The following is a 17,477-nucleotide window of genomic DNA, read 5'->3' as shown; positions in this document are numbered from 1 at the left end:
TGGTCTTATGCTGGTTTTGGCTTTGCCAAGCATAAGTACTGCCCAGTAAGAGCAGGGTTGCGGCTGCAGCACCTGCGGCGGCCTTCTTCTTCTGATTTACCATCATTTACTTCTCCTTAAATTTTTTTCTTTTTAACGCAAAAACGGTATGTAGATTAAAGTCAGATTAAACCTCTGAGATTAATCAACATGCCGTTTTAAGAGTCGTCAAAAAAACTTCGGCAGCCATTAAATGTCTGTCTGTCTGTCTGTCTGTCTGTCTGTCTGTCTGTCTGTCTGTCTGTCTGTCTGTCTGTCTGTCTGAGCATACGCCGTTTTCTCCTTTCTGTCAAGTGTTTACCTGTAGTTTTTATAAATAGTTTTCCTATTTTTATTACTTAATGCAATTAAATATATCGCTTTACGTTTAATTATATCATATTTAACTTATTTTTTGATATTTTATATTAAAAGGTAATAAAAAAGAACGCCTACAACAGACATTCTTTTCTCTGATAAAAACTTAGATGAGTTTAATACTTATTTCGCTTTACGCAAGATACCAAAGACAAGACCTGAAATCACAGCACCAATGGCAACGGCGACCAAGTACATCACTGGATTACTTGTCAAAGCAATCACGAAGATACCGCCATGTGGTGCCATGAGCTTAATGCCGAGCGCACCGACAAGACCACCTGTGACAGCAGAGCCGAGGATAAATGATGGAATGGCACGCGCTGGGTCAGCCGCACCAAATGGAATCGCCCCCTCTGTGATGAAGGAAAGGCCCATGACGATATTGGTCAACCCTGAGTTTTGTTCTTCTTTGGTAAATTTATCTTTAAAGAGTAAGGTTGCCACAAAAACTGCGAGCGGTGGCACCATGCCGCCAGCCATGACTGCTGCCATAACGACTGAACCACCAGAAGCAACTGTCGCTGCAAGTGTTCCTGTCCCAAAAACATAAGCGGTTTTGTTGAATGGACCACCCATATCAATCGCCATCATACCACCCAGTAGCGCACCAAGTAGGATGGCGTTGGCGCCTGACAAACTATCCAAGAAATTGCTCAAACCGCTGTTAATGGCTGCCATTGGGATATTGACAAAGAGCATGAGGAAACCAGTAATCAAAACACCTAATACTGGGTAAATCAAGATTGAAACAATACCGTTAAGCGAGCGTGGGACATTAGAAAATACTTTTTTGAGAATGAGGATAACACCACCGGCTAGGAAACCACCGACAAGCGCGCCTAGGAAACCAGACGGTACACCAGCCAGCGCTAATGTCTCCTCACCACCACTGGCAAATGGGACTTTACCAAAGGCAAGACCATTTGATGCAATCGCACCTGCAACGAAACCAGCGACTAGACCCGGTTTTTCAGCGATCGAGTAGGCGATGTAACCGGCAAGGATTGGGAGCATGAAGCCAAAGGCTGCGCCACCGAGTTGTTTGAAGACTGACGCTAATTCATGGTAGCTACCGAGGTTAGCGAGTTGGTCTTTTGGGACACCCATGGCATTATCAATGAGAAAGGCAATGGCGATGGCAATCCCACCACCGATAACGAACGGTAACATGCTTGAAACACCACTCATCAAGTGTTTATAGAAAGCTTTACCGATGCTGAGTTTTTCCTCAGATTCATTTTCTTGGGCTTGACCTGTTGATTTATAAGTTGGTAAGTTACCCGAAAGTGCTTCTTTAATCAAGTTTTCTGGTTCACGAATCCCAGCCGCAACTGGTTTCAAAATCAAGGGTTTGCCATCGAAGCGTTCCATTTCAACTGCTTTATCAGCTGCGATAATCACACCTTTTGCTTTTTTGATGTCTTCTGCTGTCAGTTTATTGCCGACACCTGACGCGCCATTTGTTTCGACTTTAATTGCCACACCGAGCGTTTTTGCTTGTTTTTTAAGCGCTTCTTCAGCCATATAAGTGTGGGCGATACCTGTCGTACAAGCTGTGACCGCAACGACGAAATCTTCATCATTGTTGATTGCAGCAACGGCTGCTTCAGCGGTGTTAAATGCTGCTAATACTTGGCCTGGCGTTGCTAGTGAACGAAGTGAATCCGCAAAACCATCTTTCATCAGATACTTAGACAATTCAGCAAGTGCTGCTAAATGCGTGTCGTTCGCCCCATTCGGTGCTGCAATCATGAAGAATAAATCAGTTGGTTGACCATCTAATGAGTCATAGTCTAGTCCACCATCTTTCTTAGCAAATAACACGACTGCTTCTTTAACTGCGGCATTTTTGCTGTGGGGCATTGCGATACCATCACCAAGACCAGTCGTTGTCAATGCTTCACGTGCTAAGATACCATCTTTAAACGTATCAAAGTCAGTGACATAGCCTGTGTCAACGAGTTTTTGGACCATTTCTGAAATGGCATCTGCTTTGTTTGTCGCCTCGAGCGATAGAATCATCGCATCTTTTTGTAATAAGTCCTGAATTTTCATAAGAAAACCTTTCTAAATATAAATTAAATCAAATTAACACTCTTCAATGACCACTTGGTCAGCTATTTCTTGGATGAAGGTTGCTTCTGCCAAATCATCTGAGAAAGCTGTCGCCGTCCCACAGGCAACACCTTGACGGAAAGCCTTGAGCACATCCTGCGACTTGCCAAATTCTCCGACAAAACCAGCAATCATCGAATCACCAGCACCAACAGAATTTTTCACAGTCCCTTTAATCGCTTTGGCAAAGTAAGTTTTACCATCTGCAAATAACAAAGCACCGTCGCCTGCCATCGAAATCATGGCGTATTGTGCGCCATCAGCCAGCAACTTGTGACCATAAGGAATCAACTCTTCCACGCTATCGAACGTGACACCGTAGATAGCACCTAGCTCATGGTTGTTAGGTTTCACAACCAATGGGCGGTTGATCAAAGATTTAACCAAGACGTCCCCTTCGATATCAATGACAAACTCCGCACCTTGCGCTTTGATTTTGTTAATGACCTCCAGATAGAAGTCTTGCCCAAGGCTAGCTGGTGCTGAGCCAGCAAGGACAACGATATCTGTTGCTGTCAAAGCATCAAGTTTGGCAAAGAAGGCATCTCGTTCTGCTGCTGAGATTTTCGGTCCTGCACCGTTAATCTCGCTTTCGATACTTGATTTGATTTTGACATTGATGCGCGTATCTGATTTAATCTTGACAAAATCTGTTTGAATATCTTCTGCTTCTAATTTTTCCTTGATAAAAGCACCAGTGAAGCCACCAAGAAACCCTAAGGCAGTCGAGTGGGAGCCGAGGCGAGCTAAGATACGCGACACATTAATCCCTTTACCACCAGGGAATTTATCGTCGCTAGTCATGCGATTAACTTCACCGACTTTGAACTCTGGTAAACGTATCAGAAAGTCGATAGATGGGTTAAGCGTTACTGTGTAAATCATGTATGTCCTCCGTAATAATGTCAATCTTGTCATCAAATTCTGCAATTTTTGCAAAATAGATTTGGCCTAGTTTTGAACTGTCAGCTAAAATATATTTCTTTTTGGACTGTCGTAAAACTAAACGTTTAATCGTCGCTTCTTCTTCATCTGGCGTTGTGATCCCACCATCTCGTGAGATACCATTCGCCCCGATGAAAGCCTTGCTAAAGTTAAAGGTCACTAGCTGCTGAATCGCAAAATTACCTGTAACAGCTTCTGTTGTTGGCTTAACTGCACCACCGATGATAATCGTCTTAATCTTTTTATCAATTAAGATTGATGCGGTATGCACTGAGTTAGTTACAACTGTAATATTTTCCACATCCGTTAGATAGTCAGTCATCATAGCAACGGTTGTCCCAGCATCCATGAAAATGACATCATCCTTGTTAAGATGGCTGACTGCTCTTTGTGCAATAATCTGCTTAGCTTGCACGTTTTTGACAGATTTTTCAGCAACACCTTCTTCATAACGTAAGTTCAATAAACTTTCAGCTCCACCATGGACACGTCTGAGTTGTTGACTCGCATCCAACTCTGTTAAATCACGTCTGACCGTTGATTCACTTATATCCAAGGCTTGTGATAAGAATTCCAAATCAACATAGCCTTTATGATTGACAAGATCTAAAATTTTTTGTTTTCTGGCGTTTTTTAGCATGGTCATTCTCCTCGACTAATGATTCAGCAATATTTACCTAATGGCAGGTAAATCCAACACTTGCCGTAACCGTTTACAGTTCAATTATACAAGCAAAATAATTCATTGTCAAGCATTTTCTATCAAAAACTTCCAAAAATAATCATTTCTGCTTCTTTCTTCCAAAAACTATCATTTATTATAAAAATAGAAATTTTAATCCTAACTTTTATCCGACATTTTTCTCACTTTTTTGCTATAATGAAGTAGTCAAGCGGAGGTGGCGGAATGGCAGACGCGCATGCTTCAGGTGCATGTATCCGTACGGGTGTGAGGGTTCAAATCCCTTTCTCCGCATCATAAAAGCAGTTTAGAATCTTACTTCAAGATTCTAAACTGCTAAATAGGCTGGGACAAAAGGCTTCTAAAAAAATAGGCTATGAACCATTTCCGATATTAAACGGAAACGTTCATAGCCTATTTTGTGTGAAATTGGTATTCTTTTGCCAAAACAATACGGAATTAGCAAGAAAAACGTTGCTACCATTGAAAAAATCAAGAATCTGTGAAAAGTCGAAAGTTAGCATCATTTAATCTATCCATTTTTGAAGCTTTTTGTCCCAACCTCTTTTTAGTTTCCCGATTTCCATTTCTTTCTAACTTATCAAAAGGGGTTTAACTTTCATCTAAGGTCGTTTTGATTAAGAATGGCGCAATTAGCGTCGAGAAAACAATCACAACAACAAGTTCACTATACATAGTTGTCCCAATCAGCTTAGTCGAAAGTCCTATCTGAGCCACAATTAAGGCCATTTCTCCACGACTGACCATACCACTACCGATTAGCAGACTTTCATGTTTAGAAAATTTGAAACCGCGAGAAACAAAATAACTTGGTAAAAATTTTGATAAAACAGCCACAACTATTAAAAAAATTAAAAATAGTGGCTTTCTAAATAGACTCGAAAAATCAATGGGTAAGGCAATTGTCACAAAGAAGATAGGAATGAAAAAAACATAAGCTATCTGACTGATAGCAACTTCAATCTTTTCAGCCATATCTGTTTGACCAATCGCTAAACCGGCAAAAAATGCACCAATCACTGCACTCATACCCACTGAATTAGCGAGGAGCGAAAAGATAAAACAAATCAGTAGACTTGTAGACATATATTTTCCATAGATATCAAGTCGACCGACAAAATGAGAAATTATAGGTATCAACCATTTGAAGGCAAGATAGAGAAAAAGCAAGAAGATAACTTGCATGACCAATTTCAACCCAATATTTCCGCTAGATGTTTGTGAACTCATAAAAAAACTTAGCACTAATACTGCTAAAATATCATCAACAACAGCTGCGCCTAAAATGACTGCGCCTGCTCGAGAAGATAACTTACCATACTCTTGCAAAACCTCAACCGTAATCGACACACTGGTTGCTGAAAAGACAATACCATAAAAAATAGCTACTGGTAGCTTATACCCAATATAAGTCGTAACCCCAGCATAAATGAGTAACGGTACCAATACACTGAAAATTGCAATGACCAAACTGGGTTTCATATACTTTTTCAATAAGTCAAAGTCGCTCTCAAGCCCTGCCAAAAACATCAATAAAATCACACCAATTTCAGCCAAAAAGTCTAATGTATGCGTACCATGAATAAGGCCCAACATACTAGGCGTCAAAATGATGCCAATCAAAATCTGACCAACAACTACTGGAATACCAATCCGTCTAGAAATAACTGTGACAAAAAGACTGGCACCTAAAATAATCGTAATGTAAATTAACTCCTGCATTCCATTTTCCTTTTCTCAACTTTTCACATCAACTTCAACGACACAACTTATGGGTACCTCTAAAAACTGCTTTTGATGACTTTTGAGTTAAATATTTCTAGCGCTAGGCATTGCGACAAGGCTTGTGGCTGCGATTGCTCGCCACAGAAAGCCCATTTGCTACTGCAAGGTGCGAAGCAATAACGACGCGATAGGAAAATTTAGCCAAAAGAGGCAAATCTGAGTTTTTAGAGGTGCCCTTATAATTGTATTTTTTTAAACAAAAAATGAGCGTCTGCCCAGACGCCCACCGTATGCTTATTTGTCATCATTATCGCTATCATTTTCATCGACAGCTTCATGGAAGGTGACACGTAGCTTAACGAGACGTGTGCCATCAACTTCCAGACTAGTTAAAGTCAAATTATCTTTTTCAGTCTTAACATCATAGTCAATCTGTTCTTTTTCACTTGGAATAGCACCAATCCCTGCCATGAAATAGCCAGCAATCGTATCAACGTCATCTGATTCTAGATAAGTATCGAAATATTCATTAAAGTCATTCAGGGTCAGACCACCTTTGACAATATAGATGTGATCGTTAATTTGGAAGACATCTTTCTCAGCGATATCAGACTCGTCTTCAATCTCGCCGACGATTTCCTCTAAGAGGTCTTCAAGGGTAACAATTCCTTCAACACCACCATATTCATTGAGCAAAATAGCCATTTGATTTTGCGTTTTCTTGAGTTCACGCAAGAGATCATCGACAAAAATCGTTTCCGGAACAAAGAGTGGCTCCTGTAAAATTGATCGTAAATCTAATTTGTCAAAGCCTTTTTCATAGGCACTTTTCAATAGTGTTTTAGTATGTAAAACACCGACGACCTTATCTTTATCATCAATATAGACAGGAATTCTACTATAGTTTTGCGAGAGAATAGCTGCAATATTATCATGAATCCCTTCGCTGATATCAATCATAAAAGCATCAGTTCTTGGCACCATAATCTCACGCGCCATCAACTCATCCAGACTGAAAACACCCGCCAGCATCTCACGCTCATTTTCATCCAGTGCACTACTATCAGCATTTAGAATATACTCGATTTCGTCACGCGTCATATTCTCAGCATTGTCATCAAAAGTCATCGGTGTTAGTTTACTGAGAACATTGGTCGAGGTGGCTAATAGCCAAACAAAAGGACTCATGATGCCGCCCAAAATTTTCAGTGGCATAACCGCTGCCAAGGCATATTTTTCCTTAAGATTTTGCGCGATGCGTTTGGGATAGAGCTCACCAAAAACGATTGAGACATAGGTCAAAATGGCAAGGATGATGACGGTTGCTAAATTTTTAGCTGTCGGCGTCCCACCCAGAACAGGTGTGAGTTTTGAAGCTAAGGTATCAGCGAGACTCGCCCCTGACAAGATATTGATCAGGGTAATCCCGATTTGAATCGTTGACAGAAAATTGCTCGGTTGATTGAGAATGTCGAGTAGTTGTTGATACTTCTTATCGCCTTCTTCAGTTCTTTGCTCAACACGCGCACGGCTAGTTGAGACAAGCGCCATTTCAGCACCCGAAAAGAGGGCATTAATGATGGTCAAAACGATCAATAAACCAATTTGAAATAATAAGGACTGACTTTCGGGGTCAGGGTGCATGAGTTGTATTCCTCCAGTGTCGTTTCAGTGATAAGTATTAAGCCTACTAGCATTTTTCAAAAGATGTAGCAAACATCAGCCAAAAAAGCCTGTTAGGACATTATTTTTCTATTATATCATACTTCTTGTTTTCAGTCGCTTCAAGTCGTGTCTGTTTATGATTTTCCCAAAGTCGCCATGAGAATTTGACGACTTCTTTGACCAGTGAATAGAAGGGCACTGCGATTAACATCCCGACAAGACCATAGAGACTTCCAACGACAAGCATGAGCACCATAATGGTCACAGGGTGAACTTCAACAGCTGAACCCACAACTTTCGGATAGATGATGTTACCATCAATTTGTTGCAAGGTCAGGACAATCAGCACGGCAATCAGCGCTTGAACAGGGTTAGTAAAGACCACTGTCAAGACAACTGGCAGCAAGCCGATATAGGGACCGAGATAAGGAATGAGGTTAGTCACTGCCGCAAAAGCTGCAAACAAGAAGGCATAGGGGATGCCAATAATTAAGTAAGAGATAAAGACCGTCACAAAGATAAACAAACAGTCAATCGCAGCGCCACTGATAAATTTGGAAATTGTGCCATTCATATCATTTAAGAGACCGACGATATTTAGTCTATCTGATTTTAAGACTGTTTTTTTCAAAAACGGTAGCATGTTCTTGCCGTCTTTCAGCATGTAAAAAAGCAAGACAGGGACTAAAGCCAATACCATGAAAATTTTTGAGACAACCGCAACAACATTAGACACACTCAGGGTCACACCAGACAGTAGATTTTGCAAAACATCCATGTAGCTGATATTGGCTTTATTGAGCAGCGCCTTGAAGTCAATCTCGCTAAACGCAGGATTCTCGGACAATTTCTCCAACCATTTTTGTAACTGAGGATAGATATTACCCGATGCCTTAATTAAGTCTGACAACTGCGTGATAATGCTTGGCACCAGTGACATCACGGTATAGACGAAAATACCGATAATCAAAATGAAAACGACCACGATGCCCCAAATCCGTTTTAACTTAAATTTTTTCTCTAAGTAAGAGACTAGCGGATTAAAAACATAATATAGAAAACCTGCGATGATAAAGGGCAGGAAAACCATTGAAAACAGGGTTGTCACTGGTTTGAAAACAAAACTGATATGTGTCATCAGCCAAATCAAAGCCACAACAGCCAGTATCTCTATCGTCCAAAAAAATAATTTCGATCTTTTAAACATGTCCCACCTACTAGACTGAGCAGCGAACCCGCACAGTACATCTTCTCCAAAAATTTGATATAATTACCTTAATTATAACAGATTTTGACCAAAATGCGGTTTTTGTGCCCAAATCCCTCACATTTACCGCCCAAACAAATAGGAGACCCATGAAAATCAAGCATACCGTGATACTTTATCAGATGTCTATATCCAGTCGCTCAAAATCCGAAATACCGTATTCGTCAAAGAACAGCAAGTCCCCCTTTCCCTCGAAATCGACAAAGACGAAGCCTATGCCGTCCACTTCGTTTTGCTACTTGATGACCAAGACGAGACGGCTGTTTCGACCTTGCGCATCTTGCCTTCGGCAAATGGTGAGCAGGCTTTGATCCAGCGTGTCGCGACGCTCAAACCTTACAGAGGTCAGGGATATGCCCACCAACTGATGGTGCATGTCCTAGACTTTTTACAGACTCAGCATTTCAAGCTAGTAGAGCTTCATGCCCAGCTACAAGCTATCTCTTTCTATGAAAAGTTAGGCTTTGAGCCTTTTGGTGATATTTTTTTGGATGCTGGCATCCAGCATGTTGCCATGAAAAAATAGTTTGACACATTTTCGATGTCAAACTATTTTTTCTTGTCTTATTTTTTTAAAGGTAAGAGTGCCTCAGATAACTTAGCAAATTCTGGAATTGAGAGTGCTTCCCCACGAATTTGTGGCGAAATACCCGCAACTTCCAAGGCTTGTGTGAGTTGGTTGCGAACTTCTTCTGTCTTACCAAAGGCTGACTGGAGATTGTTCCAGAGCGTTTTACGTCTGTGGAGAAAGGCGAGTTTTGCGACTTTGAAAAAGAAGTCCTCGTCCGAAAGCTCCACCATTGGCGCATCGCACCGTGTCATCTTGAGGATGGCAGAGTCCACGTTAGGTGCTGGAACGAAGACAGTTTTCGGTACGATGAAGGCGACTTGCGCAGTCATGTAGTACTGAACGGCGATAGAGAGGCTACCGTAGGCTTTGGTGTTAGGCGCCGCTGAGATGCGGTCGGCAACTTCTTTTTGCATCATGACGACGAACTCGGTGAAGGGAATTTTACTTTCAATCAGATACATCAAGATTGGCGTAGTGATATAGTAGGGAAGGTTGGCCACGACTTTGATGGGCAGGTCGGGATTTTTGAAATTGCGGATGTGTGTCTGCAAGTCAGCTTTTAGGACATCTTCATCGATGACAGTGACATTGTCAAAATCACGTAGCGTATCCGCTAAAATCGGTATCAAACGGTCGTCGATTTCAAAAGCCATGACTTCTGCCGCATTTTCAGCGATAAATTCTGTTAAAGCGCCAATACCCGGGCCAATTTCGATGACATTGACCTTGCGGTCAATCTCAGCTGTATCGACGATTTTCTGCAAGATATTGGTATCTGTCAGGAAATTTTGCCCCAGACTTTTCTTGAATGAGAAGCCATGACGGTCTAGGATGGCTTTGGTAACGCGGTAATCTGCTATGTGCATGAATAATTCTCCATTATTTTTTCAACTTCTGCTAGGGTAATGCCAAACAATTCTAGACGTTTGAGCTGTTGTTTCGCATTGCTATAGCCAATTCTGAGTGTCTGACCCAGATATTCTCGTCTTTGCCGGCTGTCTGTATGCCCGATTAAACCCAGCCTAACCAAGTCGCCATGCGTCATGTCAAAGACAGTGTCATCATCAAAATTCGACGTTAAGTGCCCTAGGGCCTTCTCTAAATCGTCATAACTCGCATGTTCCACCCCGAGGGAACGGCCTTTGGTCTTTGATTTTGGCTTGGCCTCATCTCGATTGAGAAAGGCGTGCTTGACTGTAGGAATGGCGGTCATGATGATGCGGCGAATACGCTCACCACTATGGTCAGGGTCTGTAAAGACGATGACGCCACGTAAGTCTTGTAAACGCTCAATCCGCTCCAAATCATCATCTGAAATCGCAGACCCTTGCGTTTCATAGGTGTCAACATCGTAATAGCGTTTGAGATTAGCCGTATCATCTTTGCCTTCGACGACAATGACTTCGGAAATTTTACGTTTATCAGTCATGAAGGTTAAAAATCCTCATGGCATTGTCATAAGTCGCTTGCGCAACTTCATCTGCAGAAATACCGCGTAGGTCAGCGAGTTTTTCGACGACAAACTTGGTATAGGCGGGTGTATTTTCCCGACCCCGAAAGGGCATGGGCGCAAGATAGGGGGCATCGGTTTCAACTAAGAGCCTATCAAGTGGTAACTTAGCCGCTGCTTCTTGGAGTTCCAGTGCCTTTTTAAAGGTCACCACACCTGAGAAAGAAATCATCATGCCCAAATCTAAAAATTGCTTGGCTTCTTCATAAGTACCTGAAAAAGAGTGCATGATGCCACCACGTGGGCCGACGCCTTCAGACTTGATGATATCATAAGTGTCTGTCATAGCATCACGGGTGTGAACAACAAAAGGTAAATCATGCGTTTTGGACAACTGAATTTGACGACGGAAAACTGTTTCTTGCACGTCTTTGGGGTCTTCCAGCCAGTGATAATCTAAACCGATTTCGCCTAGGGCAATCACTTTTGGATTGACCAACTGCTGGATAATCATGGCTTCAATCTCAGGTGTATAAGACCCAGCCTCTGTCGGATGCCAGCCAATAGTCGAATACAGGTTATCATAAGTTTTTGACAAAGCCAAACTTTGCGCAAGCGTTGGCGTATCAAACCCGACAATATTGAGTTTGGTCACACCAAATTCATGCGCTTTCTCAATTTCTTCAGCTTCACGACCTGCAAAATTTGCAACGTTTAAGTGGGTATGGGTATCAAATATCACGTGTTTCTCCATTTTCTATTTCAGGTACTTACGGTATCACTTGACACAATCAAGCAATCATGTCAATTTGACTTCATATGTTTCACATGAAACATTTTCCAAATATCCAAAACTATTTCTCCTATTATAACATTTATTTGACACTCGGTTTCACCTCAACTTTAAAAATTTCATCTCGCCTAATTGTTTTTATGACTTAGTTTTAGAAAACTTTTGTCCTAGACTCTTTTGGCTTTGTCCGATTTTATCATCAACAACTTTCTAGTCAAATCGTAACCCATCAAAAAACTGCCCATTAATCATGGACAGTTTCATCACGCAACGACCTCAATTGTTTAAATGGCATCACGTAAGCGCAAGCCATCATTTTCTAAAACGCGGACACTACGTGGCAAAAATGCGCGAATTTCTTCTTCATTGTAACCAATGTGTAGGCGTTTATCATCCATAATAATCGGACGACGTAGAATTTGTGGATTTTCAGAAATAATGGTGACCGCTTCTGACAAAGAAAGCTCCTCAAAATCAACATTTAATGATTTCACGAATCGATTCCGATTTGAAATCAAAGATTCAATACCATCGTCACATTTTTCTAAAATATGTTTGACTTCATCTGTTGATAAGGGAAACGACATAATATTCCTCTCATCATAGGAAATGTCATGCTGACCTAACCATAACTTAGCTTTTTTACAGCTCGTGCAGGATGGTGCTGTGTAAATTGTTATCATATTGACCTCCGTGTTGGTACTTCTAACGCATTTCGTGTTATTTATATGATACCAATTATAACATATTTTGTCATCAGTCAAAAGACCTATTCCATAAAAACTTCACTTTTTAAAGCAATTATTAGCTCTTTGTTTAAAAAGTTTAATATCCCTTTTATTTTTTACCGCAAGTAATCCCTACTCTTCAATTTCAATCGTGTCTAAATCGAGAGAAACTAATTCAGGTTCTGCTTCTTGTTTTGCTTTTTTCGCTTTGCTTGTTTTTTTTGTTGTTTTTTCTTCGGTTTGTTCAGCTTGTTCACCTTCAATCAAGCCAAATTTTTCACGCACTTTACGGTCGATTTCATCAAATACTTCTGGATGTTCTTTCAAGTAAAGCTTCGCTTTTTCAGAACCCTGACCGATTTTTTCATCATTGTAAGAGAACCAAGCGCCTGCTTTTTTGATAATCTCCAAACCAGTTGCGATTTTGACTAGCTCGCCAGTCCGAGAAATCCCTTCACCGAACATGATTTCAACTTCTGCAACTTTAAAGGGTGGCGCCACCTTGTTTTTCACAACTTTAATATTAGTTTCTTTCCCCATTGCTACATCTTTGTCAGCACCAGTCCCATTGATTTTTGTGTTGCCGCGGACATCAAGACGAACAGAGGCATAGAACTTCAGCGCGCGACCACCCGGTGTTGTTTCTGGGCTACCAAACATGACACCAACTTTTTCACGCAATTGGTTAATAAAGATAGCGATTGTTTTCGTTTTATTAATAGACGAAGATAATTTACGCATAGCTTGCGACATCATACGCGCTTGCAAACCAACGTGAGAATCACCGATGTCCCCATCAATTTCAGCACGTGGCACGAGAGCCGCGACTGAGTCAATCACGACTAGATCAATGGCACCCGAATCAATCAGTTTACCTGCTATTTCGAGACCTTGTTCACCAGAGTCTGGTTGAGAGAGCAAGAGCTCATCAATATTAACGCCAAGTGCCGCTGCATAAGCGGGGTCAAGTGCGTGTTCTGCATCAATAAAGGCTACAATGCCACCTTCTTTTTGGGCTTGCGCTACGGCATGAAGGGCAACCGTTGTCTTCCCTGACGACTCTGGACCGTAGATTTCGATAATCCGACCCTTAGGATAGCCACCCGCACCCAAAGCAATATCAAGCGCCAACGAACCTGAACTCATGACCTGAACTTTTTGTTCAGCTTTATCCCCCAGACGCATCAATGCGCCTTTACCGAAGTCTTTTTCGATGACTTTCAGGGCATCATTCAGCGCTTTTTCACGTTCTTCACCAAATTTTTTCGTAATATCGTCTAAATTTTTCTTAGCTTTTTTTGCCAATGTTTCTCTCCTCGATTCTGATACAGCACCTTCTCATGCGCAACTGCAAAACTTTCACAATACCTTATTATAGCATTTTTCTGCTCACTTTTATATACGTAAAGCACCACCAACTTGCTCAAACTTTTTTTAATTTCTGACACTTAGGACAAAAATGCGTCCCACGCCCAGCCAGTTTATACTTCTTGATTGGCGTGCCACATCGCGCACACGGCTGACCTGTCTTACCATAAACTTGCAAGTAATTTTGCATGGTGCCATCAAGCCCAAGCGCATTTTTATAGCTGCGAATGGTAGAGCCCCCATGTTTGACACCTTCTGCTAAGATATAGATGACTGAACGTCTAAGCTCTGCCACTTTTTTAGGGGATAGGTGTCGAGAGATTTCAGACGGATGAATTTTAGCCAGCCACAAAACCTCATCCACATAAATATTCCCCAGACCTGCTACTAAAGACTGATCCAATAAGTAGGGTTTAATCTTCTTTTGACTACCTGAGAGCTGATGTTGCAACGTTTTTAAATCAAAATCTGTTTCTGTTGGTTCAGGTCCAATTTTTTTACGGCTAAAGAAATCAGCAAGTTCGGCTGTTTTGACAAGTTCCATCGTGCCAAATTTGCGGACATCTTGATAGACGAGGGTTTGACCGTTTGATAAGTCGAAAAAACCGTGGAAATGCTTATTGTCTGGCATATCGTTGCTAGGATAGCTCAGCCATTTGCCTTCCATACGCAGATGACTGACCATGGTCTGCTCGCCTAAATCAAACAGCAAATATTTGCCACGACGATTGACCTCGTGAATCGTTTGATTGATGAGATAGGTTTTAAATTCTGTCAAATCAGACTTGATCATTCGAGTATAGATAATTCGAAGTGCCGTGATTTTTTGACCACGAACAAGTTTATTAAGGTCGCGTCTGACGGTTTCGACTTCTGGTAATTCTGGCATAGTGTTTCCTCCTCATGTCATGCAGCAAGGATGAAGATAACACCTATCATCATTTACGCTGCTCTCTCATTAGCAATCTTGATTTTATTCTTCTATAAATTAAAATTAAATTCTTTTCTCCAAGTATTGATATCATATAAAAATGGCATAAGCGCTTCCCCTTTATCGGTTAAGGCATATTCTACATGCGGTGGTACTGTCTTAAAATCCGTTTTCTTCACTAAATCAAAGTCGAGTAATTTTTCAAGACAGCGAACGAGCATGATATTAGTTATCCCATCTACTTCTCTTTTTAACTGATTAAATCGAATATTGGGGTGTTGAGAAATATGCCATAAAATAGGCATTTGCCACTTGCCACCTAGAATAGTCATAACTTTAGACAGACCACATTCATTTTCAGACATCTGTTTTCCTCTCACGTTTTACAGTAACAAAAAAGTGCGTACTTGATATTTCCATTGCAACTATTATAATAAAAATAAGTTAAATAGAAAAGAGATATAGATTGATGACCCACCTAGATTTTTTTAAATGCCCGCGTTTCTGTCAGACATTTTGACCCTAATGACGTAATCGAGCAATCTAAAATTGAAGAAATTTTAAGACATGCTGCAAACGCCCCTTCTAATAATAATTTTCAACCTTGGAAAGTTTTTGCCGTTGCAAATAAGAACAGGCAAGAGAGAATCATGTCATTTGCAGGACAACAAAGACAGGTTAAGGAGACGTCATTTGTTTTGATGATACTAGGAGATGCTAGTCTCTATAACATTGACAAAATAATGGATTTCAATATTGAAAAAGGTATTCTAAGTACCGAGAATAGACAGAATCGTGAAGAGAGAGTCAAAGAATATTTAAATCTACACCCAGAAGATATTGGTATAGAAGGCTTGAAGTTTGATTTAGGATTGTTCTCAATGAATCTTATGCACATTGTCCGTGCTTTTGGATATGATGCCGTTCCTATGAGAGGGGGAGATTTTGAAAAGGTAAAAGACTATCTTGCCATTCCAAACGAATATGAAGCTATGCTGTTATTACCTGTTGGTAAAGCTATTGCTCCAGGTTATCCACGTATCCGTTATGAATTAGAAGATTTTACCACAATCATAAGATAAGATGAGTAGGTATGCCTCAAATTCAAACCTTTGTCAAATTCAGCTATTTATATTATAGTTTACCACTAAAATACATATTTACGTGACTCAAAAATGAATTGCTTTCATGATATAATAAAGTCATGATAACTTTAAAGACTGTGATAGCTATTTTAAAACATGACCACAATTTTCGTGACATTATCCGTGATGGCGCTTATTTTAGCGCCCCTCATCAGGAACTGACATTTCGTCAACTCTCTTATGATAGTCGTGATGTGACAGACAATACCCTCTTTTTTGCCAAGGGACTGAATTTCAAGCGTGAGTTTCTGGCAGATTTGGCCATTCCTTTCTATGTGTCTGAAACAGATTATAAGGTTGACATCCCAGCCATCATTGTCAATGACGTCAAGCACGCCATGAGTTTGATTGCCATGGCTTTCTATGGTCAACCACAAAATGAGCTTAAAACACTTGCTTTTACTGGTACCAAAGGAAAAACAACTGCTGCTTACTTTGCTAAAAATATCCTAGATACACATAATGGTGATAAAACCGCTATGTTTTCAACCATGGAGACAACACTTGATGGCAAGACTTTTTTCAAATCACAACTGACGACACCTGAAAGTCTTGACCTCTTTCGGATGATGCGTGAGGCTGTTAGTAATGGCATGACGCATTTGGTCATGGAAGTCTCATCACAGGCTTATAAAACCGCACGCGTTTATGGGCTAACTTTTGATGTCGGGGTTTTCCTTAATATTTCGCCTGACCATATCGGCCCTATCGAACACCCGACTTTTGAGGACTACTTCTACTGCAAACGTCAGTTGCTAGCTAATTCCCGCTATGCGGTTGTTAATGCTGAGATGGCGCATTTTGACTTTGTTAAATCTGAGTTAACAGGTGAGACTGCCTTTTATGGGGCGGGGTCTGAGCACCCGATTTCAAACTCTGAGGCTTTCTCTTTTTCTGCCCTTGATAGCAATTTTGAGATTCAGTTAATTGGCCGTTTTAATCAAGAAAATGCCCTTGCTGCAAGTCTGGCTGCCATTCGCCTAGGGGCGAGCCTATCTGATGCGAAAATTGGTGTGGCAAAAACAACTGTACCCGGGCGCATGGAGGTGCTGACGCAAGCCAATGGGGCTAAGGTGTTTGTCGATTATGCGCATAATGCGGATAGTTTAGAAAAACTGATTGATGTGGTAACTCCATATCAAACGGGGCGCGTCGTGCTTGTGATGGGCACGACGGGCAATAAGGGAGAGAGTCGTCGTCAAGGTGTGGGCGAGCTTTTGGAGCAGTTCCCTGAGATAGAAGTGATTTTGACTGCGGATGATCCGAATTTTGAGGATCCTGCTGAGATTGCGCGTGAGATTGCGAGTTTTATCTCTCGTGATGTTCAGATAATCATCGACCGCGAGACTGCGATTCGGACAGCGATGGCGGGCACTTCTAGTGCTGCTGATGCGGTCATTATCGCTGGAAAAGGTGTCGATGCCTATCAAATCGTCAACGGTGTGCGTGAGCCTTATGCGGGGGATCGTAAGATTGCTGAGAAATATTTGTAAACTGATGAAAACGCCTCGTGCGTTTTTTGGGTATCCTTCCCTACTTTCATGGCACGACAAACGCATGAAATAAATAGTTCCCTAGTATCTCTATTTATGTTAAAGTAAAAGAAAAGCTATTAAGGGAGTTCATGATGTACGAAATCTACGCGTATTTAGAAAGCGTCACAGATCCGCGC

Annotated in this window: 16 protein-coding genes and 1 tRNA gene; 4 read left to right on the top strand and 13 right to left on the bottom strand. The window is 41.2% G+C overall.

Annotated features, from left to right (window positions below):
- Positions 1-519: 519 nt before the first annotated feature.
- Genes ACYQ21_RS11225 through ACYQ21_RS11215 form a run of 3 tightly spaced genes read right to left on the bottom strand, consistent with a single transcriptional unit; the run spans position 520 to position 4,099 of the window.
- Positions 520-2,454, bottom strand: coding sequence for a fructose-specific PTS transporter subunit EIIC (locus ACYQ21_RS11225; RefSeq protein ID WP_460058511.1), 1,935 nt, complete (start codon positions 2,452-2,454; stop codon positions 520-522).
- Between the two features lie 33 nt (positions 2,455-2,487).
- On the bottom strand, positions 2,488-3,399 hold the full coding sequence (gene pfkB, locus ACYQ21_RS11220) for a 1-phosphofructokinase (protein WP_460058510.1): 912 nt from the start codon (positions 3,397-3,399) through the stop codon (positions 2,488-2,490).
- Complete coding sequence (locus ACYQ21_RS11215; protein WP_460058509.1) at positions 3,377-4,099, bottom strand: DeoR/GlpR family DNA-binding transcription regulator; 723 nt, start codon at positions 4,097-4,099, stop codon at positions 3,377-3,379. The genes pfkB and ACYQ21_RS11215 overlap by 23 nt, the downstream gene beginning before the upstream one ends.
- 253 nt (positions 4,100-4,352) lie before the next feature.
- On the opposite strand from ACYQ21_RS11215, the gene ACYQ21_RS11210 reads away from it, so the two are divergent.
- A tRNA-Leu gene (locus ACYQ21_RS11210) sits at positions 4,353-4,435 on the top strand.
- A gap of 318 nt (positions 4,436-4,753) precedes the next feature.
- Here the strand turns inward: ACYQ21_RS11210 and ACYQ21_RS11205 are convergent.
- The 3 genes from ACYQ21_RS11205 to ACYQ21_RS11195 all read right to left on the bottom strand — a co-directional run bounded on the left by ACYQ21_RS11205 (position 4,754) and on the right by ACYQ21_RS11195 (position 8,759).
- A complete protein-coding gene (locus tag ACYQ21_RS11205; protein WP_460058508.1) occupies positions 4,754-5,884 on the bottom strand; it encodes a cation:proton antiporter in 1,131 nt (376 codons plus the stop codon).
- A 297-nt stretch (positions 5,885-6,181) separates the two neighbouring features.
- Positions 6,182-7,531, bottom strand: coding sequence for a hemolysin family protein (locus ACYQ21_RS11200; protein ID WP_460058507.1), 1,350 nt, complete (start codon positions 7,529-7,531; stop codon positions 6,182-6,184).
- Positions 7,532-7,631: 100 nt separating this feature from the next.
- Positions 7,632-8,759 (bottom strand): AI-2E family transporter, encoded by a 1,128-nt coding sequence (locus tag ACYQ21_RS11195; protein WP_460058506.1) that lies wholly within the window; start codon positions 8,757-8,759, stop codon positions 7,632-7,634.
- A gap of 190 nt (positions 8,760-8,949) precedes the next feature.
- On the opposite strand from ACYQ21_RS11195, the gene ACYQ21_RS11190 reads away from it, so the two are divergent.
- A complete protein-coding gene (locus ACYQ21_RS11190; protein ID WP_460058513.1) occupies positions 8,950-9,345 on the top strand; it encodes a GNAT family N-acetyltransferase in 396 nt (131 codons plus the stop codon).
- A 38-nt stretch (positions 9,346-9,383) separates the two neighbouring features.
- Here ACYQ21_RS11190 and rsmA read toward each other — a convergent pair whose 3' ends face one another.
- The 7 genes from rsmA to ACYQ21_RS11155 all read right to left on the bottom strand — a co-directional run bounded on the left by rsmA (position 9,384) and on the right by ACYQ21_RS11155 (position 15,025).
- Positions 9,384-10,256 (bottom strand): 16S rRNA (adenine(1518)-N(6)/adenine(1519)-N(6))-dimethyltransferase RsmA, encoded by an 873-nt coding sequence (gene rsmA / locus ACYQ21_RS11185; protein ID WP_460058505.1) that lies wholly within the window; start codon positions 10,254-10,256, stop codon positions 9,384-9,386.
- A complete protein-coding gene (gene rnmV, locus ACYQ21_RS11180; protein WP_460058504.1) occupies positions 10,247-10,819 on the bottom strand; it encodes a ribonuclease M5 in 573 nt (190 codons plus the stop codon). Before rnmV ends, rsmA begins: the two co-directional genes overlap by 10 nt.
- On the bottom strand, positions 10,812-11,594 hold the full coding sequence (locus ACYQ21_RS11175) for a TatD family hydrolase (RefSeq protein ID WP_460058503.1): 783 nt from the start codon (positions 11,592-11,594) through the stop codon (positions 10,812-10,814). The genes rnmV and ACYQ21_RS11175 overlap by 8 nt, the downstream gene beginning before the upstream one ends.
- Positions 11,595-11,917: 323 nt before the next feature.
- Positions 11,918-12,316, bottom strand: coding sequence for a transcriptional regulator Spx (gene spx, locus ACYQ21_RS11170; protein ID WP_094785266.1), 399 nt, complete (start codon positions 12,314-12,316; stop codon positions 11,918-11,920).
- Between the two features lie 177 nt (positions 12,317-12,493).
- Positions 12,494-13,666 (bottom strand): recombinase RecA, encoded by a 1,173-nt coding sequence (gene recA, locus ACYQ21_RS11165; RefSeq protein ID WP_460058502.1) that lies wholly within the window; start codon positions 13,664-13,666, stop codon positions 12,494-12,496.
- Between the two features lie 118 nt (positions 13,667-13,784).
- A complete protein-coding gene (mutM, locus tag ACYQ21_RS11160; protein WP_460058501.1) occupies positions 13,785-14,618 on the bottom strand; it encodes a DNA-formamidopyrimidine glycosylase in 834 nt (277 codons plus the stop codon).
- Between the two features lie 92 nt (positions 14,619-14,710).
- Positions 14,711-15,025, bottom strand: coding sequence for a winged helix-turn-helix transcriptional regulator (locus ACYQ21_RS11155; protein ID WP_460058500.1), 315 nt, complete (start codon positions 15,023-15,025; stop codon positions 14,711-14,713).
- 117 nt (positions 15,026-15,142) lie between these two features.
- On the opposite strand from ACYQ21_RS11155, the gene ACYQ21_RS11150 reads away from it, so the two are divergent.
- Positions 15,143-15,742 carry a nitroreductase family protein gene (locus ACYQ21_RS11150; protein ID WP_460058512.1) on the top strand — a complete coding sequence of 200 codons (600 nt, stop codon included), beginning with the start codon at positions 15,143-15,145 and terminating at the stop codon, positions 15,740-15,742.
- 122 nt (positions 15,743-15,864) lie between these two features.
- Positions 15,865-17,298, top strand: coding sequence for a UDP-N-acetylmuramoyl-L-alanyl-D-glutamate--L-lysine ligase (locus tag ACYQ21_RS11145; RefSeq protein ID WP_460058499.1), 1,434 nt, complete (start codon positions 15,865-15,867; stop codon positions 17,296-17,298).
- Positions 17,299-17,477 lie beyond the last annotated feature (179 nt).

The sequence above is a fragment of the Pseudolactococcus yaeyamensis genome (assembly GCF_054658615.1).
The sequence above is the reverse complement of the archived record's forward strand: the minus strand, read 5'-3'. Positions and strand labels throughout refer to the sequence as shown.